Here is a 25,843-nt window from a genome sequence, read left to right on the forward strand (position 1 = left end):
ATTGCTGCAAAGCATCGAAAAATTCGTTTAGATGCAAGCCATACCCTGTGGGAGCCCGCCCCCACAGGGCCGTGACGCTATTTCGGGGTGCAGCTCAGCTTGATGCGCAGCTTGATGATGGTCCGGGTGAACTTGGCCGTGGCGTTCTTATGCTTGCCCGCAGCCACTTCGATGTTGCGGGTGCGCGGCGCCTCCGGGCCGTTGGTGAACACCACCTTGCAGGTCGCGTCGACGTCGCCGTAGTTGTTGACCTGGATGGAGCCGATGTCGTTATCAGTGTCGAACGCGTTGTAGTCGATCTTCAGGCCGTTGAGGTCCTTTTCCACATCGATCGGGTACGCGAACGCAGTCAGCGGAAGCAGCGCCAGCAACACACAACAGATTTTTTTCATTCGGCAGTCTCCATGAGGGACCGCCAGCTTAGGACAAGAGGAGCTATTGATGAAAGCGCCCCGCGTGACCCTTGATCAATGGCGAACGTTGCAGGCCGTGGTCGACCACGGCGGATTCGCCCAGGCCGCCGAGGCCCTGCATCGCTCGCAATCGTCGGTGAGTTACACCGTCGCCCGCATGCAGGATCAGCTCGGCGTGCCGCTGCTGCGCATCGATGGCCGCAAGGCTGTGCTGACCGAAGCCGGCGGCGTGTTGCTGCGCCGCTCGCGACAACTGGTGAAACAGGCCAGCCAGCTGGAAGACCTCGCCCATCACATGGAGCAAGGTTGGGAAGCCGAAGTGCGGCTGGTGGTCGACGCCGCCTACCCGAGCGCCCGCCTCGTTCGCGCACTGACCGCGTTCATGCCGCAAAGCCGTGGCTGCCGCGTGCGTCTGCGTGAGGAGGTGCTGTCGGGCGTCGAAGAAGTGCTGCTCGAAGGCGTGGCCGACCTGGCCATCACCGGCCTGAGCATTCCCGGTTACCTCGGCGCGGAATTGAGCGACGTGGAATTCGTCGCCGTCGCCCACCCCGAACACGCGCTGCACCGGTTGAACCGCGAGCTGAATTTCCAGGACCTGGAAACCCAGATGCAAGTGGTGATCCGCGACTCCGGCCGCCAGCAACCCCGGGACGTCGGCTGGCTCGGCGCCGAACAACGCTGGACCGTCGGCAGCCTCGCCACCGCCGCCAATTTTGTCTCCAGCGGCCTGGGGTTCGCCTGGTTGCCACGGCACATGATCGAACGTGAATTGAAGGAAGGCCTGCTCAAGCTGCTACCGTTGGATCAGGGCGGCAGCCGCAATCCGAGCTTCTATCTGTACTCGAACAAGGACAAACCCTTGGGCCCGGCCTCGCAGATCCTCGTCGAACTGCTGCGCACCTTCGACACCCTGCCGCTGGACGCACCGTTTGCCGCCCCCGAACAAGCCTGACACGGAGTTCACCGATGGCGTATTTCGAGCATGAAGGTTGCAACCTGCACTACGAGGAATATGGCCACGGCGATCCATTGCTGCTGGTTCACGGTCTGGGCTCCAGCACCCTGGACTGGGAAATGCAGATTCCGGCGCTGGCCGCGCATTACCGGGTGATCGTCCCGGACGTACGCGGTCACGGCCGCTCCGACAAGCCCCGCGAGCGCTACAGCATCGCCGGGTTCAGCGCCGACATCGTCGCCCTGATCGAGCATTTGAAGCTCGGCCCGGTGCACTACGCCGGGCTGTCCATGGGCGGCATGATCGGCTTTCAGTTCGCCGTCGATCAGCCGCAGATGCTCAAGAGCCTGACCATCGTCAACAGCGCGCCCGAGGTCAAGGTGCGCAGCCGCGACGATTACTGGCAGTGGTTCAAGCGCTGGAGCCTGATGCGCCTGCTCAGTCTCGCCACCATCGGCAAGGCCCTTGGCGCCAAGCTGTTCCCCAAACCGGAGCAGGCGGATTTGCGTCAGAAGATGGCCGAACGCTGGGCAAAAAACGACAAACGTGCTTATCTCGCCAGCTTCGATGCGATTGTTGGCTGGGGGGTTCAGGAACGACTTTCCCGGGTCACCTGTCCAACCCTCGTCGTCAGCGCCGACCGGGACTACACCCCCGTTTCGCTGAAAGAAACCTATGTCAGACTGCTGCCCGATGCGCGGCTGGTGGTGATCGCCGATTCGCGCCACGCCACCCCGCTCGATCAGCCCGAACGCTTCAATCAAACGCTGCTGGAGTTCCTCGCCACAGCCGATAATCACCCTCAGGATCACTGACCCATGCTGAAAAAACTCGCCCTCGCCGCCGGCACCGTGCTGTTCGCTGCCAACCTGATGGCTGCCACGCCGGCAAAAGCGCCGCACGTGCTGCTGGACACCACCAACGGCCAGATCGAAATCGAACTGGACCCGGTCAAGGCGCCGATCAGTACCAAGAACTTCCTCGAGTACGTCGACAGCGGTTTCTACACCAACACCATTTTCCACCGCGTGATCCCGGGCTTCATGGCCCAGGGCGGCGGCTTCACCCAGCAGATGCAACAGAAAGACACCAAGGCGCCGATCAAGAACGAAGCCAGCAACGGCCTGCATAACGTTCGTGGCACCCTGTCGATGGCCCGTACTTCCAACCCGGATTCGGCCACCAGCCAGTTCTTCATCAACGTGGCCGACAACGCCTTCCTCGATCCGGGCCGCGACGCCGGTTACGCGGTGTTCGCCAAAGTGGTCAAGGGCATGGACGTGGTCGACATCATCGTCAACTCCCAGACCACCACCAAACAGGGCATGCAAAACGTGCCGGTCGACCCTGTGATCATCAAGTCGGCCAAGCGCATCGACTAAGCTTTACAGGGCATATCGAGCGGCGCGGTTCAACCCTGTGCCGCTCACACTGATAAAAGGAGAGCCCGTGCTCCGGGCGGTTATCTGATGCTCTATCGCCGTTTCGAACAACTGATCGACATATTCCGCGATGCCCCGACGGCATCCCCGCCGGACCGCGTTCTGCCCTTCTATACCTATTACCTGAAGCAGGTCTGGCCGAGTTTCGCCGCCCTGCTGATCGTCGGCCTGTTCGGTGCACTGATCGAAGTGGCGCTGTTCAGTTACCTGAGCCGCATCATCGACCTCGCGCAAGGCACGCCGAACGCCGATTTCTTCAAAGTGCATGGCGCCGAACTGGCGTGGATGGCCGTCGTGGCATTGCTGCTGCGCCCCCTGTTTCTGGCACTGCACGACATGCTGGTGCACCAGACCCTGAGCCCGAGCATGACCAGCATGATTCGCTGGCAGAACCACAGTTACGTGCTCAAGCAGAGCCTGAATTTCTTCCAGAACGACTTCGCCGGGCGCATTGCCCAGCGCATCATGCAGACCGGCAACTCACTGCGCGACTCCGCCGTGCAAGCGGTGGATGCGTTGTGGCATGTGCTGATCTACGCGATCAGTTCGCTGGTGCTGTTCGCCGAGGCCGACTGGCGCCTGATGATCCCGCTGCTGACGTGGATCGCCGCCTACGTCGGCGCGCTCTATTACTTCGTGCCTCGGGTCAAGGACCGCTCGGTGGAAGCCTCCGATGCGCGCTCTAAGCTGATGGGCCGGATCGTCGACGGCTACACCAACATCGCCACCCTGAAGCTGTTCGCCCACACCAACTTCGAACAGCATTACGCCCGCGAGGCGATTCAGGAACAGACCGAAAAAGCCCAACTGGCCGGTCGCGTGGTCACCAGCATGGACGTGGCCATCACCACCATGAACGGCCTGTTGATCGTCGGCACCACGGCGCTGGCCCTGTGGCTGTGGACGCAGTCGCTGATCAGCGTCGGCGCGATCGCCCTGGCCACCGGCCTGGTGATCCGCATCGTCAACATGTCCGGCTGGATCATGTGGGTGGTCACCGGCATCTTCGAAAACATCGGCATGGTCCAGGACGGTCTGCAGACCATCTCGCAACCGGTCAGCGTCACCGATCGGGAGCAGGCCAAACCGCTGGCTGTGGCTCGTGGTGAAGTGCGTTTCGAGCACGTGGATTTTCACTACGGCAAGAAGAAAGGCATCATCGGCGACCTCAACCTGACCATCAAACCGGGCGAGAAAATCGGCCTGATCGGCCCGTCTGGCGCCGGCAAGTCGACCCTGGTCAACCTGCTGCTGCGCCTGTACGACGTCGAGGGCGGGCGGATCCTGATCGACGGCCAGAACATCGCCGAAGTCGGCCAGGAAAGCCTGCGCGCGCGGATCGGCATGATCACTCAGGACACCTCGCTGCTGCACCGTTCAATCCGCGACAACTTGCTGTACGGCAAGCCCGACGCCACTGACGCCGAGCTCTGGGAAGCGGTGCGCAAGGCCCGTGCCGATGAGTTCATCCCGTTGTTGTCGGACGCCGAAGGGCGCACCGGATTCGATGCACATGTCGGCGAGCGCGGGGTGAAACTGTCCGGTGGCCAGCGTCAGCGGATCGCCATTGCCCGGGTGCTGCTCAAGGACGCACCGATCCTGATCATGGACGAAGCGACCTCGGCGCTTGACTCTGAGGTTGAAGCGGCGATTCAGGAAAGCCTGGAAACCCTGATGCAGGGCAAGACCGTGATCGCCATCGCCCACCGCCTCTCGACCATTGCCCGCATGGACCGGCTGGTGGTGCTGGAGAACGGCAAGATCGCCGAAAGCGGCAACCATGCCGAACTGCTGGCCCATGGCGGATTGTATGCGCGGTTGTGGGCGCACCAGACCGGAGGGTTTGTCGGCATCGACTGATCCTGCGTCAAAACACAAAAACCGCCAGAGCCCCTTGACTACGGGCTCTGGCGGTTTTTTATCGCCTGCTGGAAATCCACAAAATCCATGCTGTACTGAGCCAAGGCTCCGGAACGGAACCTGTCGTAAATCTGCAGGGAAGCATTACTCGATCCAGTCTCGATAGCACGCCTATCAAGGACTCTCTCATGTCTCTGTTCAAACGTTCAGTTACTGAGTTGTTGGGTACGTTCTGGTTGGTTTTGGGCGGTTGCGGCAGTGCGGTCATCGCCGCGTCTTCACCTTTGGGTATCGGCGTGCTGGGGGTGGCCCTGGCGTTTGGTCTGACGGTGCTGACCATGGCGTTTGCCATCGGCCACATCAGCGGCTGTCACCTCAACCCGGCCGTGTCGGTCGGTCTGGTCGTCGGCGGTCGGTTCCCGGCCAAGGAACTGCCTGCCTACGTCATCGCCCAGGTAATCGGCGGGATTCTGGCAGCGGCACTGCTCTACCACATCGCCAGCGGCAAGGAAGGCTTCGACATCGCTGCCGGCCTGGCCTCAAACGGTTATGGCGAGCACTCGCCGGGCAAATACTCGATGGCTTCCGGCTTCGTCACCGAGCTGGTGATGACCGCCATGTTCGTGGTGATCATCCTCGGCGCCACCGACAAACGCGCCCCGGCAGGGCTGGCACCGATCGCCATCGGCCTGGCCCTGACGCTGATCCACCTGATCTCGATCCCGGTGACCAACACCTCAGTCAACCCGGCCCGCAGCACCGGCCCGGCGCTGATGGTCGGCGGCTGGGCCATCGCGCAGTTGTGGATGTTCTGGGTCGCGCCGCTGCTCGGTGCGGTGGTCGGCGGCGTGCTCTATCGCTGGCTGGGCAAGGAAGACAGCTGAGGGTGCCGGCGAGGATCAGGCTTGCCGATACGGCAAGGCGCTCCTCGCCTCTTCGGCATAGGCCAGGACACCGGCGCGCTCCTGGTGCAGGAAGTCTTTGACCGCGGCTTTCAAACCGGGATGACGCAGGTAATGCCAGGAATGGGTGATCACCGGTTCGAAGCCGCGAATCAGTTTGTGCTCGCCCTGGGCACCGGCATCGAAACGCTGAAATCCATTGGCAATCGCATAGTCCATGCCCTGATAGAAACAGGTCTCGAAGTGCAGCCGGTCAAACTCGGCCAGGCATCCCCAATAGCGTCCGTAAAAACTGTCGCCGCCCACCAGACTGAACGCCATCGCCACCGGCCGTGAGCCCTGCCGGGCCAGGACCACGCGGATCGATTCCGGCATGCGCTCGGCCAGCAGACTGAAGAATTCCCGGGTCAGGTAGGGTGCCTGCCGGCGTACCGCGTAGGTGTTGGCGTAACAGGCGTAGACGAAATCCCACTGGGCCTCGTCCAGCTCGCGGCCTTCCAGCCATTCGAACTCGAAGCCCTGCGCCGCCACTTGCTCGCGCTCCTTGCGCATCTGTTTGCGCTTGCGCGAGGCGAGCACGTCGAGGAAATCCTGAAAGTCGCGGTAACCGCGATTCTGCCAGTGGTACTGACAGCCGATGCGTTGCAGCCAGCCCGGCTGCTCGGCCATCGCGGCATCGGTAAACGCGTCGGTGAAGTTGATGTGGGCGCTGGAGAGTTCTTCGATTTCCAGATACCCCGGCAGGCTCTTGAGCAGTTCGAATCCGTCTTCGACGTTCGCAGCCAACAACCGAGGGCCGCTGACCGGGCTGAACGGAACGGCGCTGAGGAATTTGGGGTAGTAATCGATGCCGGCCCGGGCGCAGGCATCGGCCCAGCCGTGATCGAACACGTATTCACCGTAGGAATGCCACTTGCGATAACCGGGCAGCGCCGCGATCACGCGCCCCGCTTCAACGTGCAGCAAATGCTCCGCTTGCCAACCCGTGTGCGGGCCGACGCAGCCGCTGTCCTCCAGCGAAGCCAGAAAGGCGTGGCGCAGAAACGGCTGGTTTTGCGGGACCAGAACATCCCAGTCGGACGCTGGAATTTCCGACAGTTTATGCAGGCGTTGCAGCGGCATTTTCCTCTCCACTTTCGGGCGTGAACGCCCGGCGAGTATCGCTGATCGGCCGGGCGTTGCCCACGCCCGAATGCGCGACAGCGCTCTAGATCAATAGTTCACGGCAGTTTTGTATCGTCATCAACCTGCCATCATCGTGCCACTGCTCTGTCATAAACCATCGCGATACTGGCGCCTGTTTTTAGAGCGCCGGGTTCTACCCCGGACACTGTTTTCCGACCGTCAAACCGTCGGTTGTGCCCAGGATGGTTCAGCCATCCCCTTTTCATCTTCGGAGATTGCTATGCGTCTTGCTTCCACGAAAACTGCGGCGGCCCTGTGCGGTGGCCTGTTGCTGGCCATGAGTGTACCGGCCAGTGCCGCAGTCGACGCCAAACTGCTCGACATGCTCAAGGCTAACGGTTCGATTTCCCAGGCGCAGTACGTTGAACTGCAAACTGAACTGGCCAAGGATCAGAAGGCTCAGCAAATCGCGCAGCAGGCGCAGCAAGAGACCAACGAGCAAATCGCGGCGACCGCGAAGAAAACCAACGAACTCAGCAGTTTCGACCAGAAACTGGCCTGGGCCGCCAAGACCCAGTTCAAGGGCGACGTGCGTATCCGTCAGGAAACCATCAAGATCGATGGCGAGCCGAACAACGGCGGCCGCGACAAGGATCGCCAGCGTATCCGTGCCCGTTTGGGTGCGTACACCGAGATCAACCCGCAAGTCGACACCGGCATCCGTATCGCCACCGGCGGCGGCGACGACGCCCGTTCGACCAACCAGGATCAGGACAACTACTTCGACAAGAAGCAGATCTGGCTCGACCTGGGCTACATCGACTACCACCCGGACCAGATCAAGAACCTGCACATCATCGGCGGCAAGATGCTGCAACCGTGGGTGAGCATGGGCGACGTAATCTGGGACAGCGACATCAACCCGGAAGGTCTGGCCGTTACCTACAAGTATCCATTGGGTAGCAGCGTCGAACTGTTCGGCAGCCTGGGTAACTACAACCTCAAGGACAACGTCGACGGCGACGGCGTGCAATTCCGTCACGACCTGCGCCTGACTGCCGGCCAGCTGGGCAGCCGCTTCGCCATCACCGACAACCTGAAACTGACCCTGGGCGGCAGCGTCTACGCCTACCAGAACGACGAAGACAGCCGTTGCACCGGTACTTCCACGCCGTGCGCCCTGGCCGTCAACGGCAACTCGGCCGACAACGAATTCCGTCTGTACGAAGGCTTCAGCCAGGTCGACATCGGCGGCCTGCCAATGCCGCTGTCGTTCTACGGTCAGTACGTGAAGAACAACGATGCAGTGACCGATCAGGACACCGCCTGGCTGGTGGGTGCCAAGTCGAAAGTCTTCGGCCTGAACCTCGACTACAACTATCGTGACGTGCAGCGCAACGCTGTGGTCGGCGCCTTCACCGATTCGGACTTCGCCAACGGCACCACCGGTTCCCGTGGCCACAAGTTCAAGGTCGGTTACGACATCGACAAGAACTTCGCCATCGGTGCGACTTACTTCCTGACCAAGGCCGACTTCTCCAGCCGTACCCAGCGTGATGCAGACACCAACACCCTGCAGCTGGACGCGGAAGCGAAGTTCTAAGCAACCCGGCAACAGACTTCAAACGATGGGTTGTACATCCGGTTCCATCGTTTGAAGAGGCTTCAACAGACTGGCGCGGCCGCAGCGATCCCCATCATCCGTTCGCTGCGACCGCGCCAGTCTGTGTTTTCAGGGACTGTCCTTGCGCCGCAGCTGTGCCAGCTGCTCGGCCAACGCGTCCACGCCCTCTTCAGGCTTTTGCGGCATCGCCCGCAACGTCGCCTGCATCAAACGCATCTGGCGAATGAAACGCCGGCAATTGCGGCAGAACATCAGGTGATGACGCACCATCAGTTTCTCGCGAAAGCTCAACTGGCCATCAAGATAATCGCTGGATCGCGCCACTTGCTCCTTGCAGGTCAACATTCTCCCGTCTCCTCAAAATGCTCCACGGTCGCAAAGACCTTCAAACGTGCCCGATGCAGCAGCACGCGGACATTGGAGAGCGAGATCTCCAGAAGATTACAGATCTCCTCCAGCTCCAGGCCCTGACGTTCGCGCAACAACAGAACGCTGCTTTGCAGTTCCGACAGGCTCAACAACGTGTGCTCGAGGCATTCACGCAGCTCGCCTTCTGTCAGCAACGCTTCGGGCGTGTCCTGGTGCCAGGCGAACGGTGCGACCAGCCAGTGGCCGTCGCCGGGAGAAAAACGATCGTCGTCGATGGTGCCGTGGGGGGACGGCAGATCATCCAGCAACACTTCGCGACGATTGAGTTTGTAGCGGCTCTTGGCCGAGTTGGCGGTGATGGTCAGCAGCCAGGTCTTGAGACTGGAGCGGCCTTCAAAGCTGCCGATATGGCGCACCACCGACAGCCAGGCATCCTGCACCACTTCTTCGACATGGCGCTGACCGACAATCGCGTAGGCCACCGCGCGCATGGGGCTTTGATAGGTACTGACCAGCTCCTTGAAGGCCTTTTGCTCACCGGCGAGCAGCCGCTCAAGCAATCGGGTGTCGTCAACTGCCATCCATCAATCCCCTGTTCCTGACTTCGAAAATGATAGCGGCAGGACTTCGCCTGCCGCCACTTTCGAAAATTACAGCGTTCGCGCCGATTCGGATGTAGGAAACGTCAGCGCGATTAAGAGGAAATGAACCCGATTTTAGCGTTTACGCAGAATCACACTACCAATCGAGTAACCGGCACCGAACGAACTCAGCACCGCCAGCGAGCCGGCTGCCAGATCGTCCTGATATTTGTGGAACGCGATCACCGAACCGGCGGAGCTGGTGTTGGCGTAGGTGTCGAGAATCACCGGGGCTTCTTCTTCGGTGGCTTCGCGGCCCAGCAGCTTGCGCACGATCAGGTGGTTCATGCTCAGGTTGGCCTGGTGCAGCCAGAAGCGCTTCACGTCACCGACGTTGAGCTTGTTCTCTTCCAGGTGCTCGCCGATCAGTTCGGCCACCATCGGGCAGACGTCCTTGAACACCTTGCGACCTTCCTGCACGAACAGTTTGTCGCGGGCGCCGATGCCCTCTTCCGCTGCGCGGTTGAGGAAGCCGAAGTTGTTGCGGATGTTGTTGGAGAACTTGGTGAGCAGTTTGGTGCTGACCACGTCGAACTGGTGTTTCGACGTCGCCGTATCGGCACGCTCGATGATCACCGCAGTAGCCGCGTCACCGAAAATGAAGTGGCTGTCACGGTCACGGAAGTTCAGGTGACCGGTGCAGACTTCCGGGTTGACCATCAGGATCGCCCGGGCCTGGCCCAGTTGCACGGTGTTGGCCGCTTGCTGGATGCCGAAGGTCGCCGACGAGCAGGCAACGTTCATGTCGAAACCGAAACCCTGGATGCCCAGCGCTTCCTGGACTTCGATGGCGATGGCTGGATAAGCGCGTTGCAGGTTGGAGCAGGCGACGATTACACCGTCGATGTCAGCGGCAGTCTTGCCGGCACGCTGCAGGGCTTGTTCGGCAGCGCCGATGGCCATCTGGCAGAGCACCGACCATTCGTCGTTGGAACGCTCCGGCAGACGTGGCGCCATGCGTTGCGGGTCGAGGATGCCGTCCTTGTCCATGACAAAGCGGCTCTTGATGCCGGAAGCTTTTTCGATGAACGCGGCGCTGGACTCGGTCAGGGCCTGGACTTCGCCGCTGGCGATGGCTTCGGCGTTGTCCGCATTGAACTGGGCGACGTAGGTATTGAAAGACTGCACCAGCTCTTCGTTGGAGATGCTGTTGGCCGGGGTGTACAGGCCGGTGCCGCTGATGACGACGTTATGCATGGTCGTTTCTCTAATCTGTTCAGGCAGAAAGTGCTGGCACCGACGTGCCAACACGCAAAGGGTCCATTCCCGTATAAGGGACGCAAAAACCTGGCATCGCTTTATTCCGTTGCGCGGCCCGGCAAAGGCTCTGGGACGCGAAAACGGCATTTATGGTGGCGAAGTTTGCCATAAACCCAAGGTTTTGGCCCCATTCCCGGGAGCAACGGGAAATTCCTTGTGGGAGCGAGCTTGCTCGCGAAGGCGGTACATCAGTCAAAATCTTGATCGCCTGACCCGCCACATTCGCGAGCAAGCTCGCTCCCACAGGGGATCTGTACAGCCTCGGAATCAGGGTTCTACCTGGCTCCATTGTTTGTTCAGCCGCTTGTCGGAGATCGGCACTTTCGTCCCCAACTGTTGGGCGAACAGCGAAACCCGATACTCCTCCAGCCACCAGCGATACAGCTCGAGCTGCGGATCGCGTTTGCCTTCCTGCGCATGTTTGGCGGCGCGGGTCTGGTATTGCGTCCAGAGCCCGGCGAGTTCGCCGCTCCACACCCGATCCTTCTGCACCTGCGCGCCCAGCTTCTCGAAACGTTGCTCGACCGCTTTCAGATAGCGCGGCAACTCCTTGAGCCAGAGCATCGGCGTTTCCCGGACGAAGCCCGGATACACCAGATGACTGAGCTGCTGCTTGATGTCGTTCAGCGCCACCGCCTGAGCCAGGTCGATCTTGCCCTTGAAGCGTTTTTGCAGGCCGTGCCAGAGCTTGAGGATTTCCAGGGTCAAACGTGCCACGCGCTCGGCGTGCTCGGTCCAGCTGCCGCGCTTGCGCTCGGCCAGTGCCGCCAGACCTGCGCCGTCACGCGGCAACGGGTCTTCGCCGTCGAGAATGCAGCTGTCGAGGCTGGCCAGCAGAATGTCTTCCACCAGCGCATCGACGCGGCCCAGTTCGCGGTACAGCAGGCCCATTTCAGTCAGGCCCGGCAACTTGCCGCGCAGGAACTTGGCCGGTTCCGCCAGTTGCTGCATCAACAGGCGCTGCAAGGCGCGGCGATGCTGAAATTCGGCTTCGGCCGGGGTCGAGAAGCGACCTTCCTTGACGGTGCCGCCCTCTTCCACCAGCGCCGGATAAACCGTCATCGACAGCCCGGCGATCTTCTGCTGAGTCTTTTCCGCCACCGGGGCGAAGACCTTGGCCTCCACCGGTTGCTGGCTTTTCGCACTTTGCGGCACGGCCAAAGCAGCCTGGCTGGCTTCAGCGAAACGTGCGGTCAGCTCGGCCAGATCCCGTCCTTCGCCAAGGAACTTGCCCTGGCCGTCGACGATTTCCAGGTTCATCCGCAGGTGACTTTCGACTTGTTGCGCCGCTTCGGCCCAGGCTTCATCGCTGACCCGCGCGCCGGTCATGCGCAGCAGTTCGCGGCCCAGCGCTTGCGGCAACGAACCTTCGGCAAACGTCATGCGTTGCAGCGCGGCCTTGATGAAGTCCGGCACCGGCACGAAGTTCTTGCGCAGGGCCTTGGGCAGGTTGCGCACCAGCGCAATGCACTTGGCCTCGATCAGCCCCGGCACCAGCCACTCCAGGCGCTCCGGCGGCAGCATCGGCAACAGCGGCGCCGGCACACGCAGGGTCACGCCGTCGCGCGGGTGATTCGGTTCGAAGTGATAACTCAGCGCCAGTTCCAGATCGCCGATGTGCAGCGTGTCCGGGTAATGCTGGGCTGTGACTTCACTGGCTTCGCGAGCCAGCACGTCTTCCTCGCGCATGATCAGCAGTTGCGGATCTTTCTGACTGTTGACCCGATACCAGCTGTCGAAGGTCGCGGTCTGGTGAATCTCCGCCGGCAAACGCGCGTCGTAGAACGCGTATAGGGTTTCCTCGTCGGCCAGAATGTCCCGGCGACGGGCCTTGGCCTCCAGTTCGTCGAGCTGTTCGAGCAATTGTTTGTTGGCAGTCAGGCATTTGGCCCGGGACTGAATCTCGCCCCGCACCAGGCCTTCGCGGATGAACAGCTCGCGCGATACCACCGGATCCACCGGGCCGTAATGCACCGGTCGACGACCAACCACGATCAGGCCGAACAGGGTGATCTGTTCGAACGCGACGACCTGGCCGCGCTTCTTCTCCCAGTGCGGTTCGAAGTGGTTCTTCTTGATCAGGTGCCCGGCGAGCGGTTCGATCCAGTCGGCGTCGATCTTCGCCACCATCCGCGCGTAGAGCTTGGTGGTTTCCACCAGTTCGGCGGTCATCACCCACTGCGGGCGCTTCTTGCCGATGCCCGACGACGGGTGAATCCAGAACCGCCGTTGACGGGCGCCAAGGTAATCGCCGTCCTCGGTTTTCTGTCCGATCTGGCTGAGCAAGCCGACCAGTACCGCTTTATGCAGCTTCGGATAATCCGCCGGCTCTTTGTTCAGGCTCAGCTGCAAGTCGCGGCAGATCAGGCTCAACTGACGATGGGAGTCGCGCCACTCGCGCAACCGCAGGTAGTTGAGGAAATTCTTCCGGCACCAGTTGCGCAGTGGGCTGGCGGTCAGCGCCTGGCGCTGCTCTTCAAAACCACGCCACAGATTGACCAGCCCGGCGAAGTCCGAATCGATATCCTTCCACTGGGCGTGGGCCTGGTCAGCGGCTTGCTGACGCTCCGGTGGACGCTCGCGCGGGTCCTGAATCGACATGGCGCTGGCGACAATCAGCACTTCCTGCAGGCTGCCGAGTTTTGCCGCTTCGAGCAGCATGCGGCCCATGCGCGGGTCCACCGGCAGGCGCGCCAACTGGCGGCCGAGCGGGGTCAGCTGACTGTTGCGATCCACCGCCGAGAGTTCTTGCAGCAGGTTGAAACCGTCGCTGATCGCCTTGCCGTCCGGCGGCTCGATAAACGGGAAATCGGTGATCTCGCCGAGACGCAGATGGAGCATCTGCAGGATTACCGCCGCGAGGTTGGTGCGCAGGATTTCCGGATCGGTGAATTCCGGGCGACCGAGGAAATCCTCCTCGCTGTACAGGCGCACGCAGATACCCGGCTCGACCCGGCCGCAGCGACCTTTACGCTGGTTGGCGCTGGCCTGGGAGATCGCTTCGATCGGCAGTCGCTGGACCTTGGCGCGGTAGCTGTAGCGGCTGATGCGCGCGGTGCCGCTGTCGATCACGTAACGGATGCCCGGCACGGTCAGCGAAGTTTCGGCAACGTTGGTCGCCAACACCACACGACGGCCCGGATGCGACTGGAAAATCCGCTGCTGTTCGGCCGGTGACAGGCGCGCGTACAACGGCAGGATCTCGGTGTGTTTGAGCTGCGCCTTGCGCAGCATGTCGGCAGCGTCGCGAATCTCGCGCTCGCCCGGCAGGAACACCAGCACATCGCCGGGACTGCGGCGCTCGCTGCGCTCGTAAGCGGCGATTTCGTCGAGGGTGGCGAGGATCGCCTGATCCACGGTCAGGTCGTCTTCGACGCGGTTGCCCTCTTCGTCCTGCTCAAGCGTCAGCGGGCGATACCAGGTTTCAACCGGGAAGGTGCGGCCGGAAACCTCGACAATCGGTGCATCGTCGAAATGCTTGGAGAAACGCTCCAGATCGATGGTCGCCGACGTGATGATGACTTTCAGGTCCGGACGACGCGGCAGCAGGGTTTTCAGGTAACCGAGCAGGAAGTCGATGTTGAGGCTGCGTTCGTGGGCTTCGTCGACGATGATCGTGTCGTAGCGTTCGAGGTAGCGGTCGTTCTGGGTTTCCGCCAGCAGAATGCCGTCGGTCATCAGTTTGATCAGGGTATTGGAATCGCTCTGATCCTCGAACCGTACCTGATAGCCGACCAGCGCGCCCAGCGGCGTGCCGAGTTCTTCGGCAACCCGACTGGCCACGCTGCGCGCCGCGATCCGCCGAGGCTGGGTGTGGCCGATCAGACCATGCTGGCCACGACCGATCTCCAGACAGATTTTCGGCAACTGGGTGGTTTTACCCGAGCCGGTTTCGCCGGCGATGATCAGCACCTGGTGCTTTTCCAGGGCCTTCTTGATTTCGTCACGATTGGCCGCAATCGGCAGGCTGTCGTCGTAACGGATCACCGGCAGGCTGGCCTTGCGCGCCAGCACCTGATCGCAGGAAGCCTGCATGCGCGCCACCCACTGGGCCAGCCTGGCCTCGTCGGGTTTCTTGCGCAGCTCAAGCAACTGCCGCCGCAGCCGGTGGCGGTCGGCGAGCATGGCGTGATCGAGGTTTTTCAGCAGTTTGTCGATGGAGGGCGATTCGTCGGTCATCGGGAATACAAATTTCTTATAAATGGTTGCAGTGTAGAAAACTTACCACACAAAGTTCGAGAGCACCGAATAGCGTCTCTATCACAAGGAGAGAAGCTCTCTTTCTAGAAGCTTTATCCCTTGGACCAAATTACGAAAACTATCAGAACGGACATTATCAATATCCAAATATCGCCCTATCTCACGCGAACCATTAATCTTTTCATACTTCTGCTTACTTATAATTTTCAGCTCATGACTAGGCGACACCAGATAGTCTGGACTACGAAACTTTGCAGCATTCTGCTTTTCGCTTATTCCTTTTAAGGAGAGAGCTTCTTCTACAGCCTTAAGATCCGCCAGATAAAAAGTTTCGAGTTCTCGGCAAGCGATACGAACCAAGCTGACCGCCCCTCTACCTGATTCTTGGCACTTGGCGACCAATCTTGATTTTAGAGCTATGCAGTTTGGGTCACTATCCTGATCTCGCATTACAACAAAGCGGGCCTCAGCATTTACATACCCCTTCATGCGCATAACCATGCGTTTTTCCAAGTCCTGCTTGCCCTCAAAAGCAATTAATCTAAATTCAATTCGTTCATCGAGCATTCTCGGCAGAAGGCTTTCCAGCATAACTTTCGCAGAGCGCTCTTCTAATAAAAACACTAACTCTTTTCTCATTGTGGATCGGCCCCATCAAAAAAGCCTTGTTTCCACAAGTATCCCAGTTGATCGCCATCAGCCATATAGGCACAAATTTGCGCATCGTCCTTAGCTCGGCGAACTTCAGTCCCACCCTCTTTTTTCACCAACCAGCAAACTTCATCCAACTCTGCCGCATTCAAAAAATCAGGCGAGTGAGTTGAAACAAGAACCTGACCACCTCGCAACGCATAGCCTCGAAACTCCTCAGCCAACTCTTGCATTAGCGTTGGATAGAGCTGATTTTCTGGCTCCTCAACACAAAGCAGCGGGTGAGGTGCTGGATCATGCAAAAGCACCATATAGGCAAACATTTTAATTGTGCCGTCTGAAACATATCGATCCAAAAATGGAGTTTTGAAGGCGCCATCCTGAAACCTTAATGTCAAATAACCATCAGCAGTTAGGAGTGGCTCAATGGTTTTCACTCCTGGCACTCTTCGAGACATGGTATCCAGAATTTTCCTAAACTGCTCTGGATGCTGCTCATGCATATAGCGAGCAACTAACGGTAAATTATCACCAGACTCAGACAAGTGCTCTGAGTCGCCCGAAGGTTCCTTCCTACCCCTCGCCGAACTGATGTGAAAATCAGACACATGCCACTGTTCGATTAACTGCCTAAAAGCATTAGCAGCCTTAAATTTTTCAAATTGCCCTAACCCTTTGATTGCCAGCGTATCGGAAGCAACGGACTGATATTCACGATCCAACTCTTCATCGGAACGCTGAAAGTCTTCTTCATTAGTAATGGCAAAACCTTGACCATTCTCAAAATCAAGAAAACGGTAGGGACTACCGTAACGTCCACGCTTATACCTGAGAATCTCGCGCTTAACATAAGGAATGTTGTTGCGATCTCCAATTTCAAGCGAGTATGTAACCAAACGATTAACGCCGGCGATAGGCATCCTGTATTGAATTTCTATAAGGATCGTGTCCCCATCACTATCTCTACTAAGGACCTCTCTAAAACGACCACGGCTATCTAAAGCCTGCCTAACATTTCCTTTTAAACAATCATGCAAGAACCCAAACACATCAAAGAGAGAGGTCTTTCCTGCACCATTAGCCCCCACCACAATTAAAAAAGGAGGGATATCCTTCAAATGTACATCGCGAAAAACTTTAAAGTTTTTTAGCCGAATTGATTCGATTTTCATAGGTGCCTCGACCATCCGAACTGTCGTTTGATTAGCTTGGCATTGTCACAGACCACATAAACAATTGCCATTCATCCTCTACAACTGCGTTGGCCGCTCACTCGTTATCCAGGCCCTTTCGCCGATACGGAAAGACGTCGATGACTTTCCCCGCCCGAATCGCCTCCTGCAAACCCTTCCAGTAATCAGCGTTGTACAACTCGCCATGCAGCTGATCGAACAGTTTGCGCTGTGCCGAATCGGCAAACAGGAACGGCGGAAACTCCTCGGGGAACACGTCCAGCGGCCCGATCGAATACCAAGGCTCGGAGGCCATTTCATCCTCCGGCGTGCGTGGTGCCGGGATGTGGCGGAAGTTCGCTTCAGTGAGGAAACAGATCTCGTCGTAGTCGTAGAACACCACCCGGCCATGGCGGGTGACGCCGAAGTTCTTCAGCAGCATGTCGCCGGGGAAGATGTTCGCTGCCGCCAGTTGCTTGATCGCCAGGCCATAGTCTTCCAGCGCTTCACGCACCTGGGCTTCATTGGCGTTGTCCAGATAGAGGTTGAGCGGCGTCATCCGGCGTTCGGTCCAGCAGTGGCGGATCAGCACGGTTTCGCCTTCCAGCGACACCGTCGACGGCGCAACTTCCAGCAGCTCCGCCAGGCACGCCGGCTCGAACTTGCTCAGGGGAAAACGGAAATCGGCGAACTCCTGTGTATCGGCCATGCGCCCAACGCGGTCGACGCTTTTCACCAGTCGATACTTCTCGATCACCGTGGCGCGGTCGACGTTTTTCGACGGTGAGAACCGGTCCTTGATGATCTTGAATACGGTGTTGAAGCCCGGCAGCGTGAACACGCTCATGACCATGCCGCGCACGCCCGGCGCCATGATGAACTGGTCGTCGGTGTTGGCCAGGTGATTGATCAGGGCGCGGTAGAACTCGGACTTGCCGTGTTTGTAGAAACCGATTGAGGTGTACAGCTCGGCGATGTGCTTGCCCGGCAGGATGCGTTTGAGGAAACCGATGAACTCCGCCGGCACCGGCACATCCACCATGAAATACGAGCGGGTGAACGAGAAGATGATCGACACATCGGCTTCGTCGGTGATCAGCGCGTCGATCTGAATCCCCCGCCCCTCGCGGTGCAGCAATGGAATCACCAGCGGCCATTGATCGTCGTTGGTATAGATGCGCCCGACCAGGTACGCGCCCTTGTTGCGGTACAGCACCGAGGAAAACAGCTCGACACTCAACTCCGGGTCCTTGCACACCCAGTCCGGCAGGTTCTCGCGCAGCTGCGCTTCCAGGCGATGCAAGTCACCGGGCAGATCGGCGTAGGCCTCGTTGAAGCGGTAATCGGCAAAGATGCTCGCGAGCATGGCCGAGATCTGCCCTTGGGGTTTATAGGTGCGGGTTTGCGCGGCGCGGGCCCGACGCAGGCTTGGCCGGGTGGTGTGGATGAACATGCAGCCGTCGCTGATCAGGTCGTGGCTGAACAGGCCGCAGAAAATCGAGTTGTACCAGGTCTCGGACAGTTCATCGTCGAAGCGCAGGTCGATGATGCTGATGTAGGCACTTTTCACCAGCGGCCAGCAGGTGACATCCATCAAGGTGTCCGGCTCGAAGTACTCGCGCAGGCGGGCGACGGTTTCACCGACCTTTTCTTCGTAGAGGTTGATCCGCGCCGCCGACGCAGTTTGCGTGTCCTGCCAGCGGGCCTGTTCGAAGCGCTCCCGGGCGCCGTCGGTGATCCGCCGGAAATGCTCGCGGTAATCGTCAAAGCCATCGAGGATCAGGCGGGCGATGTCGGTGGCTGGCCATTGCTGCGGCATAGATGAGACCTCTGCGGGAATTGGAGAATCTGTGCTCGAAGGCCTGAGCTTAGCCACGGAAGCGGGCGCAGGAGAAGCGCAATTTCTGCCAAATCCTCTTGCGGCTTGTACAACGACACAGTTTTTATCAAAGTTTTTTAATCGACCGATCGGTCAATAAACGTCTCCTCAGGCTCCCCACATCACTGGGCGCCAGCCCGCGTTTTCTCTGAGTTTCGGATCCAATTCAGCGGCGACATCTCTAGCCTGAGCTTTTGCTCGACTTGTTCATGCCTGTCCATTCCCGTCAGCGACTGGTCTTACCAAGATAGTGGCACTTTGATATACAGCCCGCCATCACCCGCCTCACAACAAGATCCTCGCTCACGAGGACGACCTCTCCCCAAACGCCCAAGGAGCACATTGATGTCTATCCGGAATCTGCGCATCGGTTTGCGCGCCAGTTTGTGTTTTGCCGTTCTGGCCAGTCTGCTGGTGGTGGTCGGCCTGTTCGGTCTGGGCCAGATGAAAACCCTGCGCGAGAGCGCGGCGGTGATCGAGGAATCGTGGATGCCCAGCATCGAAAGCATCCATGACGCAGCGGCGAACATCGCCAGCATCCGCCTCGAATCCCTGCGCCTGATCACCAGCACCCAGGCTGCCGTTCGCGAACGCAGCAAAGGCCTTCTCACCGCGCAACGCCAGGAATTGCTCAAGCGCCTCGACGATCACAAGGCCCTGATTGCCAATGATCAGGAGCGGACGATGCTGGAAGGTCTGAGCGCCGACACCGCCAAGTACCTGAGCATCCTCGACCAGATCATCAAACAGATCGACGCCGGACAAAACGATCAGGCCTACGCGCGCCTGACCAACGAACTGGCGCCCCAGGGCACGGTGCTCGACAAGGCGCTGGAGCAAATGATCAGCCTCAACCAGCAAGGCGCGGACGTCGCGGCCAGGTCCGCTGCGGCGATGTACCAGCAGGCGCTATGGATCGTCGCCACGATCATCGTCATCGCCCTGATTGCCACGTTGCTGCTGGCCTGGTTGCTGACCCGCAGCATCACTGCGCCGATCAATCAGGCACTGAACGTGGCTCGGCGAATTGCTTCGGGAGACCTCAGCGGTCGCATCGACAGCGAGGGTCGTGATGAAGCGGCGCAGTTGCTGACGGCTCTGGCGGAGATGCAGGGCAATCTGCGCTCGACCATTCGCGGCATCAGCGAGTCGGCCCAGCAACTGGCCTCCGCTGCCGAGGAAATGAGTTCGGTGATGGAACAGAGCACCCGCGGCCTACAACAACAGAATGACCAGATCGAACTGGCTGCCACGGCGGTTACCGAGATGAGTACGGCGGTCGATGAAGTGGCCGCCAATGCGGTGTCCAGTGCCGAGGCGTCCGAAGCCTCGAACGAGGACAGCAAGCACGGACATGTGCAGGTCAGCGAGACCATCAGTTCGATTCAGGAACTGGTCAGCGCCGTGCTGGGCGCGTCCGAACAGGCCGAGGGTCTTGCGACTCAGGCCCAGGACATCAGCAAGGTTCTGGAAGTGATTCGCGGCATCGCCGGGCAGACCAACCTGCTGGCCCTGAACGCCGCCATTGAAGCCGCGCGGGCCGGCGAGGCCGGACGTGGGTTTGCAGTGGTTGCCGATGAAGTCCGCTCGCTGGCCCAGCGCACGCAGAACTCCACCGAAGAAATCGAGCTGATGATCAGCAGCATCCAGCAAGGCACCGGAGCCACGGTCGACGCGCTGCAAAGCAGCGCCGAACAGGCCAGCCACACCCTGCGCCGGGCCAACAGCGCCGGCCATGCGCTGGAGAAAATCACCGCATCGATTTCGCAGATCAACCAGCGCAACCTGGTGATCGCCAGCGCCGCCGAGCAACAGGCGCTGGTGGCACGGGAAGTCGATGAAAATCTGGTGACCATCCGCGATCTGTCCACCCAGACCGCTGCCGGTGCTACCCAGACGTCTGCTGCCAGTCAGGAACTGTCGCGGCTGGCGGTCGACCTGAACGGACTGGTGACGCGCTTCGTGATCTGATCAGAAAATTAAATGCCCGATTAGCGGTTGCCTTCGTCAGGGCCCTCGGCAACACTCTCGTCCCGATCAAGGAAGGAGTGGCCCGTGAGCCCTGTCGATATTTTCCGCATGTTGTCGCTGGCCGCCATCTGGGGCGCGAGCTTCCTGTTCATGCGCATCATCGCTCCCGCGATCGGTACGGTCCCGACCGGATTCTTCCGCGTTTCGATTGCCGCCGTCGGCCTGTTGGTGATCCTCGGGCTGATGCGCATCAGCTGGGATTTCAAAGGCAAACTCAAGACCGTGATGATGCTCGGCGTGATCAACTCCGGCGTGCCGGCGACGCTGTATTCAGTCGCCGCCCAAGTGTTGCCGGCCGGCTATTCGGCAATCTTCAACGCCACCACGCCGTTGATGGGTGTGTTGATCGGCGGATTGTTCTTCAGTGAAAAACTGACGCTGGCCAAACTCGCCGGGGTGTTCCTCGGCCTGCTCGGGGTGGGTGTGCTGACCCGCGCCGGCCCGGTCGCGTTCGATCTGCACCTGCTGATGGGCGCCGTTGCCTGCCTGCTCGCGACCACCTGCTATGGCTTCGCCGGGTTCCTCGCCCGACGCTGGCTGGATCAGGCCGGCGGGCTCGACAGTCGTCTGTCGGCGCTGGGCAGCATGCTCGGTGCGACCCTGTTCCTGTTGCCGCTGTTCGGTTACAGCGTCATCACTCAGCCGCCGGTGAGCTGGGGTGGCTGGAATGTCTGGCTGTCGCTGCTGGGCCTGGGCCTGGGCTGCACCGCGTTTGCCTACATCATTTACTTCCGCCTGTTGAGCTCCATCGGGCCGGTGAAGTCGATGACCGTGACCTTCATGATTCCGCCGTTCGGCGTGTTGTGGGGAGCGCTGTTTCTCGATGAACCGCTGTCGATGGCGCACGTGTATGGCGGGGTGCTGATCGCGATTGCGCTGTGGCTGGTGTTGAAACCCGCGGTGGTGAAGCCGGCAGAAATCACCGCCCGCTGATTCGCAGATGCACAAAGGCCCGGGAGTTTCCTCCCGGGCCTTTTTTCATGCGCGGCGATTAGGCCGATTTACGGAACACGAACACCAGACCGACGATGATCAACAGCATCCCCAGCACGCTCAACGCCGCCAGGCGATTGCCGAAGATCAGGTAGTCCATCACCGCCGTCACGGCCGGCACCAGATAGAACAGGCTGGTGACATTCACGAGATTGCCCCGGGCGATCAGTCGATACAGCAACAACGTCGCCAGCACGGAAACCACCAGTCCCATCCACAACACCGGCACGATGAAACCTGCGCTGTGCTCGAAGTGAAACGGCTGGAACGGCACGAAGATCCCGCACAGCAACAGCCCCGCCAGATACTGCACCGGCAGCGTGCCGAGAGGATTGTCGGTGATGCGCTTCTGCATGATCGAGCCAAAGGTCATGCTCGCCAGCGCCAGCAGACCGAACAGCATTCCCGCCAGCGACATCCCGGCCAGACCGATGCCTTGGTAAACCACCATGATCAGACCGGCCAGCCCCAGCGCGAGACCAAACATCCGGCTCGCCGAGCGCTGCCGCTCCATGATGACCACCGTGAGAATAGGTTGCACGCCCATGATGGTCGCCATCACCCCGGGCGTGACCTTCAGGTCCAGCGCCAGCAGATAGAAAATCTGATAAGCCCCCAACAGCACCACACCGGTGGCCATCGCGTACAGCATCGGCTTGCCGCCCTTGGGCAGTTTCAACTTGAGCAACGGCACCAGCAGCACCAGCCCGCACAGGGCAATCACAAAGCGGATCAGTAGAAAGGCAAAAGGCGAAGCGTGGGCCAGCCCCCACTTGGAGAAGATCGCCCCGCTGCTCCACAGCAGAACGAACAGGCTCGTGGACGCCGCCGCGAGCGCGGACTTTTTCGAAAGGACAAACATGAATACCACCTGTAGTCAGGCAAATAGCCAACTCAGCCGAAGCTGAAATTCAGTAGGTTTTTTCAGGCGGGCACAGGGGTCAGCAGAAAACGCCGATCAGCCCGAAACACCAACGCCCGGCGGTGATACGACTGCGCACACCGGCGTGCTACTGACAGGTGGAGGGTAATGACTGATCTGCACAGGCTGCTGATTCCCGCACGGCACGACGCCAGCGTTGACCGCTGAATCGACTACCGCGTTGATGAGGGATGCAGGCATCTGGGCTGATCTTTTTTTGAAGGGGTGAAAGGTGAGTCGTGGGACTCACGAGCGACGACTATAACCAGCGCGGGACATGGATTGCAATGACTTGGACAAAGGGCCAGTAGCGACAGGCAGGAGGCAGACGCATAGGCTCGTTTGCAATTGCAACGACCATTGATGGGGGACATGGAATGCGCGAGATCATATGCCAAGGGAACGTAATCATCTGCGGTATCAGTTGTACAAATCGCAAGCCAGGAAGCTTGCCCGCCTTGCCACGACTCAACTCCAGATTGACCTGGAGATGGCTGGTCCCACAACGCTTGACCTTTCGAAAGTACGTTTCGAACCCATCGACTCGTTGGCGCTGAGTGCTTTTGAGTGTTGGGAGAGCCCGCATTTTTCATGGGAAGAAGTCATTGGATGGAAAGCGCGCGAACCTCTCGCTCTCGACATCGCAATCTGGTTTGAATCTGAACTGTGCGGACTTTGCTTTGCCAACCCGAATAAAAGTCGACAACGCATCCGAATCGTACGACTGGAGGGGCGGCCAAGAGAAACACATCCATTGAAGAACCGTGTTGCACCGCTATCCGTTCTGGCAATTGAGCAATACGCCCGCATCATTGGCAGTAGCTTGATCGAGGCTCAAGAACCATTCCAGGGAGCAATACCAATTTACGAACAACTCGGCTTCGGTTTGGATAACGAGGGTCGCCTTGTCAAAACAGTAGGGAGCCTAGTATTGTGAAAAATGCTCAAATATTGATCAACCAAGGTGGGAATATGCGCAAAGAAATAAAAAAATCCCCCAGAAAGAAAAAAGCGCCTTCAATAAGGGGTGAATCTGATCCGACGGTTCTGACAGCCAGTCAACGACGGCTCTTACAGATCATTGCAACCGGCACCGCTATCGATGAACCAAGCTTACTTGCTGGCCGTCCCTGATTCCGAAAACAAAAAACCGCTCAATCGAACGGTTTTTTATGCTTCTAAATCCAGCCTCAACCAAACAGCCAATACCCCAGCAACGTCAGCACCACCACCGCCAGCACCGGCCGCATCACGCGGTAGGCCTTTGGATTGCGGCGTTTCCACTGTTTGACCTTACCGCTGAACTTGTCACTGAAGTTTTTGCTCCACGCGTAAGCCTGGTTGATCCCGCCGACGCGCTCGTCGTCAAGGTTCTGCGGGGCCGTGGCACGGCCCAGCCAGGCGCTGATGAAGCGGTTGATGCGGGTCATCAGGCGATTGCTCAGCGGACGCTCGATGTCGCAGAACAGGATGACCCGGGTCTTGTCGGTTTCGTTCTTGACCCAGTGAACGTAGGTTTCGTCGAACATCACGTCTTCACCGTCGCGCCAGGCGTAGACCTGACCGTCGACGAAGATCCTGCAGTCGTCGGAGTTCGGCGTCGACAAGCCGAGGTGATAACGCAGGGAACCGGCGAACGGATCGCGGTGCGGGTTCAAATGGCTGCCGCCCGGCAACAACGCGAACATCGCGCCTTTGACGTTGGGGATGGCACTGACCAGCGCCACGGTTTTCGGGCACAGGGCTTCGGCCGATGGCAGCGGTTTGTCGTACCACTTGAGGTAGAAACGCTTCCAGCCCTTCTTGAAGAACGAGCCGAAACCGGCGTCGTTGTTCTTCTCGGCGGCGCGGATATAACCCTCGTCGAACAGGTGCATCGCCTCGTCGCGAATGGTTTCCCAGTTATCGCGCAACACGTCCAGTTCCGGAAACTTGCTGCGGTCCAGATACGGTTTGGACGGCACGCCCGAGAACAGGTACATCAAGGCGTTATAGGGGGCAAACAGCGCCGAGTGGTTGACGAACTGACGCAGCATCGGCAAACGCGCCTTGCCGCGCAAATGCACATAGAGCGTGCTGCCCAGAAACAGCAACAACACCAACGCCTTGGCGGCAAACGGAAAGGTCATCAACAACTCCTTGAAAAAAGACAACACTGCGCAATGTCATTTACCCGACATGGCGGCCGGCCATGATAAACACTACCGGCTCCGGGAAAAACCCGCCCGATTCAGGATTCAGTGTTAAAAATTGCGCAACAAAGCACTTCTTAACATAACAATCCTGAACCTTGGCTGACCTGAATCAACACGCCACTTACTGCTGGTTCTCCTGATCGGTGAACAGATCGCTGAAGAGCATGCTAGACAAATAACGCTCACCGGAATCCGGCAGCACCACGACGATGGTCTTGCCCTGCATTTCCGGGGTCTCCGCAAGGCGCACCGCCACCGACATGGCCGCACCGCAGGAAATGCCACACAGGATCCCCTCTTCCTGCATCAGTCGCAGGGCCATGGCCTTGGACTCGTCATCCGTCACCAGCTCGACCCGGTCAACCATCGACAGATCAAGGTTTTTCGGTACGAAACCGGCGCCGATGCCCTGAATCTTGTGCGGGCTCGGCTTGATCTCTTCGCCCGCCAGCGCCTGGGTAATCACCGGCGAAGACACCGGTTCCACCGCCACCGACAGAATCGGTTTACCCGCCGTATTCTTGATATACCGCGACACACCGGTAATGGTTCCGCCGGTGCCGACGCCCGCCACGAGCACATCGATGGCGCCATCGGTGTCGTTCCAGATTTCCGGGCCGGTGGTTTTTTCGTGGATGGCCGGGTTGGCCGGGTTATCGAACTGAGCGGGCATGAAGTATTTGCCCCCATCACTGGCTACGATTTCGTTGGCCTTTTCGATAGCGCCCTTCATGCCTTTCGCCGGCTCGGTCAGCACCAGCTCGGCACCCAGCGCCTTGAGCACCTTGCGCCGCTCGATGCTCATCGAGGCCGGCATGGTCAGCAGCAATTTGTAACCGCGAGCGGCAGCGACAAATGCCAGGCCGATGCCGGTGTTGCCCGAGGTCGGCTCGACGATGGTCATGCCCGGCTTGAGTTTGCCGCTGCTTTCGGCGTCCCAGATCATGTTGGCGCCGATCCGGCACTTGACCGAGTAGCCCGGGTTGCGACCTTCGATCTTGGCCAGAATGGTCACGCCACGGGGCGCGATGCGGTTGATCTGCACCAGCGGCGTGTTGCCGATGGAGTGGGCGTTGTCAGCAAAAATACGGCTCATGGCTGGGTCCTTGTGCAGCGTTGAATTCAGCTCTCCAAGGTAAGCCTGTTGCCCCTCTCAGTCCAGTCGGGCCGAACGTCTGCGGCAGGCGGCAGTCAATCGCTTTACACCGT

At 59.5% G+C, this 25,843-nt stretch carries 22 protein-coding genes; 10 read left to right on the forward strand and 12 right to left on the reverse strand.

Translation table 11 applies throughout. From position 1 onward, the window contains the following. Positions 1–77: 77 nt before the first annotated feature. Positions 78–392 (reverse strand): 3-phosphoglycerate kinase, encoded by a 315-nt coding sequence (locus tag AC1Q9F_RS06035; protein ID WP_492619768.1) that lies wholly within the window; start codon positions 390–392, stop codon positions 78–80. Between the two features lie 49 nt (positions 393–441). Between AC1Q9F_RS06035 and AC1Q9F_RS06040 the strand changes: the two genes are divergently transcribed. The 5 genes from AC1Q9F_RS06040 (at position 442) to aqpZ (ending at position 5,554) form a co-directional block, all read left to right on the forward strand. Beyond that, the gene (locus tag AC1Q9F_RS06040) at positions 442–1,365 is read left to right on the forward strand and encodes a PA3225 family LysR-type transcriptional regulator (protein WP_007956543.1); all 924 of its coding nucleotides are present in this window, start codon (positions 442–444) and stop codon (positions 1,363–1,365) included. 14 nt (positions 1,366–1,379) lie between these two features. After that, positions 1,380–2,183 carry an alpha/beta fold hydrolase gene (locus AC1Q9F_RS06045; protein ID WP_007956542.1) on the forward strand — a complete coding sequence of 268 codons (804 nt, stop codon included), beginning with the start codon at positions 1,380–1,382 and terminating at the stop codon, positions 2,181–2,183. Positions 2,184–2,186: 3 nt separating this feature from the next. Continuing rightward, entirely contained in the window at positions 2,187–2,750 is a 564-nt protein-coding gene (locus AC1Q9F_RS06050) for a peptidylprolyl isomerase (protein ID WP_093103676.1), read from the forward strand. A gap of 87 nt (positions 2,751–2,837) precedes the next feature. Next, positions 2,838–4,670 (forward strand): ABC transporter ATP-binding protein, encoded by a 1,833-nt coding sequence (locus AC1Q9F_RS06055; protein ID WP_102685995.1) that lies wholly within the window; start codon positions 2,838–2,840, stop codon positions 4,668–4,670. A gap of 188 nt (positions 4,671–4,858) precedes the next feature. Next, positions 4,859–5,554 carry an aquaporin Z gene (aqpZ, locus tag AC1Q9F_RS06060; RefSeq protein ID WP_064383176.1) on the forward strand — a complete coding sequence of 232 codons (696 nt, stop codon included), beginning with the start codon at positions 4,859–4,861 and terminating at the stop codon, positions 5,552–5,554. Positions 5,555–5,569: 15 nt separating this feature from the next. Here aqpZ and AC1Q9F_RS06065 read toward each other — a convergent pair whose 3' ends face one another. Continuing rightward, positions 5,570–6,694 (reverse strand): GNAT family N-acetyltransferase, encoded by a 1,125-nt coding sequence (locus tag AC1Q9F_RS06065; RefSeq protein WP_492619767.1) that lies wholly within the window; start codon positions 6,692–6,694, stop codon positions 5,570–5,572. Positions 6,695–6,977: 283 nt separating this feature from the next. Here AC1Q9F_RS06065 and AC1Q9F_RS06070 point away from each other — a divergent pair, with 283 nt between their 5' ends. Next, the gene (locus AC1Q9F_RS06070; RefSeq protein WP_039772596.1) at positions 6,978–8,300 is read left to right on the forward strand and encodes a putative porin; all 1,323 of its coding nucleotides are present in this window, start codon (positions 6,978–6,980) and stop codon (positions 8,298–8,300) included. 129 nt (positions 8,301–8,429) lie between these two features. Here the strand turns inward: AC1Q9F_RS06070 and AC1Q9F_RS06075 are convergent, their stop codons facing one another. From AC1Q9F_RS06075 to aceK, 7 genes are all read right to left on the reverse strand, one after another. Next, positions 8,430–8,666, reverse strand: coding sequence for an anti-sigma factor family protein (locus AC1Q9F_RS06075; RefSeq protein ID WP_273902230.1), 237 nt, complete (start codon positions 8,664–8,666; stop codon positions 8,430–8,432). Further along, positions 8,660–9,271, reverse strand: a complete 612-nt coding sequence (locus AC1Q9F_RS06080) for an RNA polymerase sigma factor (RefSeq protein ID WP_492619766.1) — start codon at positions 9,269–9,271, stop codon at positions 8,660–8,662. The genes AC1Q9F_RS06075 and AC1Q9F_RS06080 overlap by 7 nt, the downstream gene beginning before the upstream one ends. A 135-nt stretch (positions 9,272–9,406) precedes the next feature. Further along, positions 9,407–10,528 carry a beta-ketoacyl-ACP synthase III gene (locus AC1Q9F_RS06085; protein ID WP_007956533.1) on the reverse strand — a complete coding sequence of 374 codons (1,122 nt, stop codon included), beginning with the start codon at positions 10,526–10,528 and terminating at the stop codon, positions 9,407–9,409. Positions 10,529–10,858: 330 nt separating this feature from the next. Next, the gene (gene hrpA / locus AC1Q9F_RS06090; protein ID WP_492619765.1) at positions 10,859–14,770 is read right to left on the reverse strand and encodes an ATP-dependent RNA helicase HrpA; all 3,912 of its coding nucleotides are present in this window, start codon (positions 14,768–14,770) and stop codon (positions 10,859–10,861) included. Positions 14,771–14,851: 81 nt separating this feature from the next. Further along, positions 14,852–15,430 carry a DUF4276 family protein gene (locus AC1Q9F_RS06095; RefSeq protein WP_492619764.1) on the reverse strand — a complete coding sequence of 193 codons (579 nt, stop codon included), beginning with the start codon at positions 15,428–15,430 and terminating at the stop codon, positions 14,852–14,854. Next, positions 15,427–16,614, reverse strand: a complete 1,188-nt coding sequence (locus tag AC1Q9F_RS06100) for an AAA family ATPase (RefSeq protein WP_492619763.1) — start codon at positions 16,612–16,614, stop codon at positions 15,427–15,429. Before AC1Q9F_RS06100 ends, AC1Q9F_RS06095 begins: the two co-directional genes overlap by 4 nt. Before the next feature lie 97 nt (positions 16,615–16,711). Then, a complete protein-coding gene (gene aceK, locus AC1Q9F_RS06105) occupies positions 16,712–18,433 on the reverse strand; it encodes a bifunctional isocitrate dehydrogenase kinase/phosphatase (protein ID WP_085605627.1) in 1,722 nt (573 codons plus the stop codon). Between the two features lie 405 nt (positions 18,434–18,838). Between aceK and AC1Q9F_RS06110 the strand changes: the two genes are divergently transcribed. Both AC1Q9F_RS06110 and AC1Q9F_RS06115 read left to right on the forward strand, forming a co-directional pair. Beyond that, a complete protein-coding gene (locus AC1Q9F_RS06110) occupies positions 18,839–20,464 on the forward strand; it encodes a methyl-accepting chemotaxis protein (protein WP_492619762.1) in 1,626 nt (541 codons plus the stop codon). A gap of 84 nt (positions 20,465–20,548) precedes the next feature. After that, the gene (locus AC1Q9F_RS06115) at positions 20,549–21,457 is read left to right on the forward strand and encodes a DMT family transporter (protein WP_102717537.1); all 909 of its coding nucleotides are present in this window, start codon (positions 20,549–20,551) and stop codon (positions 21,455–21,457) included. Positions 21,458–21,515: 58 nt separating this feature from the next. On the opposite strand, the gene AC1Q9F_RS06120 is transcribed toward AC1Q9F_RS06115, so the two are convergent. Then, positions 21,516–22,379, reverse strand: a complete 864-nt coding sequence (locus AC1Q9F_RS06120) for a DMT family transporter (protein ID WP_007956520.1) — start codon at positions 22,377–22,379, stop codon at positions 21,516–21,518. Between the two features lie 451 nt (positions 22,380–22,830). Here AC1Q9F_RS06120 and AC1Q9F_RS06125 point away from each other — a divergent pair, with 451 nt between their 5' ends. Next, positions 22,831–23,376: a hypothetical protein gene (locus AC1Q9F_RS06125; protein ID WP_039772608.1), complete on the forward strand. Its 546-nt coding sequence runs from the start codon at positions 22,831–22,833 to the stop codon at positions 23,374–23,376. Further along, the gene (locus AC1Q9F_RS06130; protein WP_207986275.1) at positions 23,373–23,573 is read left to right on the forward strand and encodes a hypothetical protein; all 201 of its coding nucleotides are present in this window, start codon (positions 23,373–23,375) and stop codon (positions 23,571–23,573) included. Before AC1Q9F_RS06125 ends, AC1Q9F_RS06130 begins: the two co-directional genes overlap by 4 nt. 56 nt (positions 23,574–23,629) lie before the next feature. Here the strand turns inward: AC1Q9F_RS06130 and AC1Q9F_RS06135 are convergent, their stop codons facing one another. Both AC1Q9F_RS06135 and cysK read right to left on the reverse strand, forming a co-directional pair. Beyond that, complete coding sequence (locus AC1Q9F_RS06135) at positions 23,630–24,568, reverse strand: aspartyl/asparaginyl beta-hydroxylase domain-containing protein (protein ID WP_207985344.1); 939 nt, start codon at positions 24,566–24,568, stop codon at positions 23,630–23,632. A 187-nt stretch (positions 24,569–24,755) separates the two neighbouring features. After that, positions 24,756–25,730 (reverse strand): cysteine synthase A, encoded by a 975-nt coding sequence (cysK, locus tag AC1Q9F_RS06140; protein ID WP_207985343.1) that lies wholly within the window; start codon positions 25,728–25,730, stop codon positions 24,756–24,758. Positions 25,731–25,843 lie beyond the last annotated feature (113 nt).

Source organism: Pseudomonas sp. GW823-FHT04A03 (genome assembly GCF_058796615.1).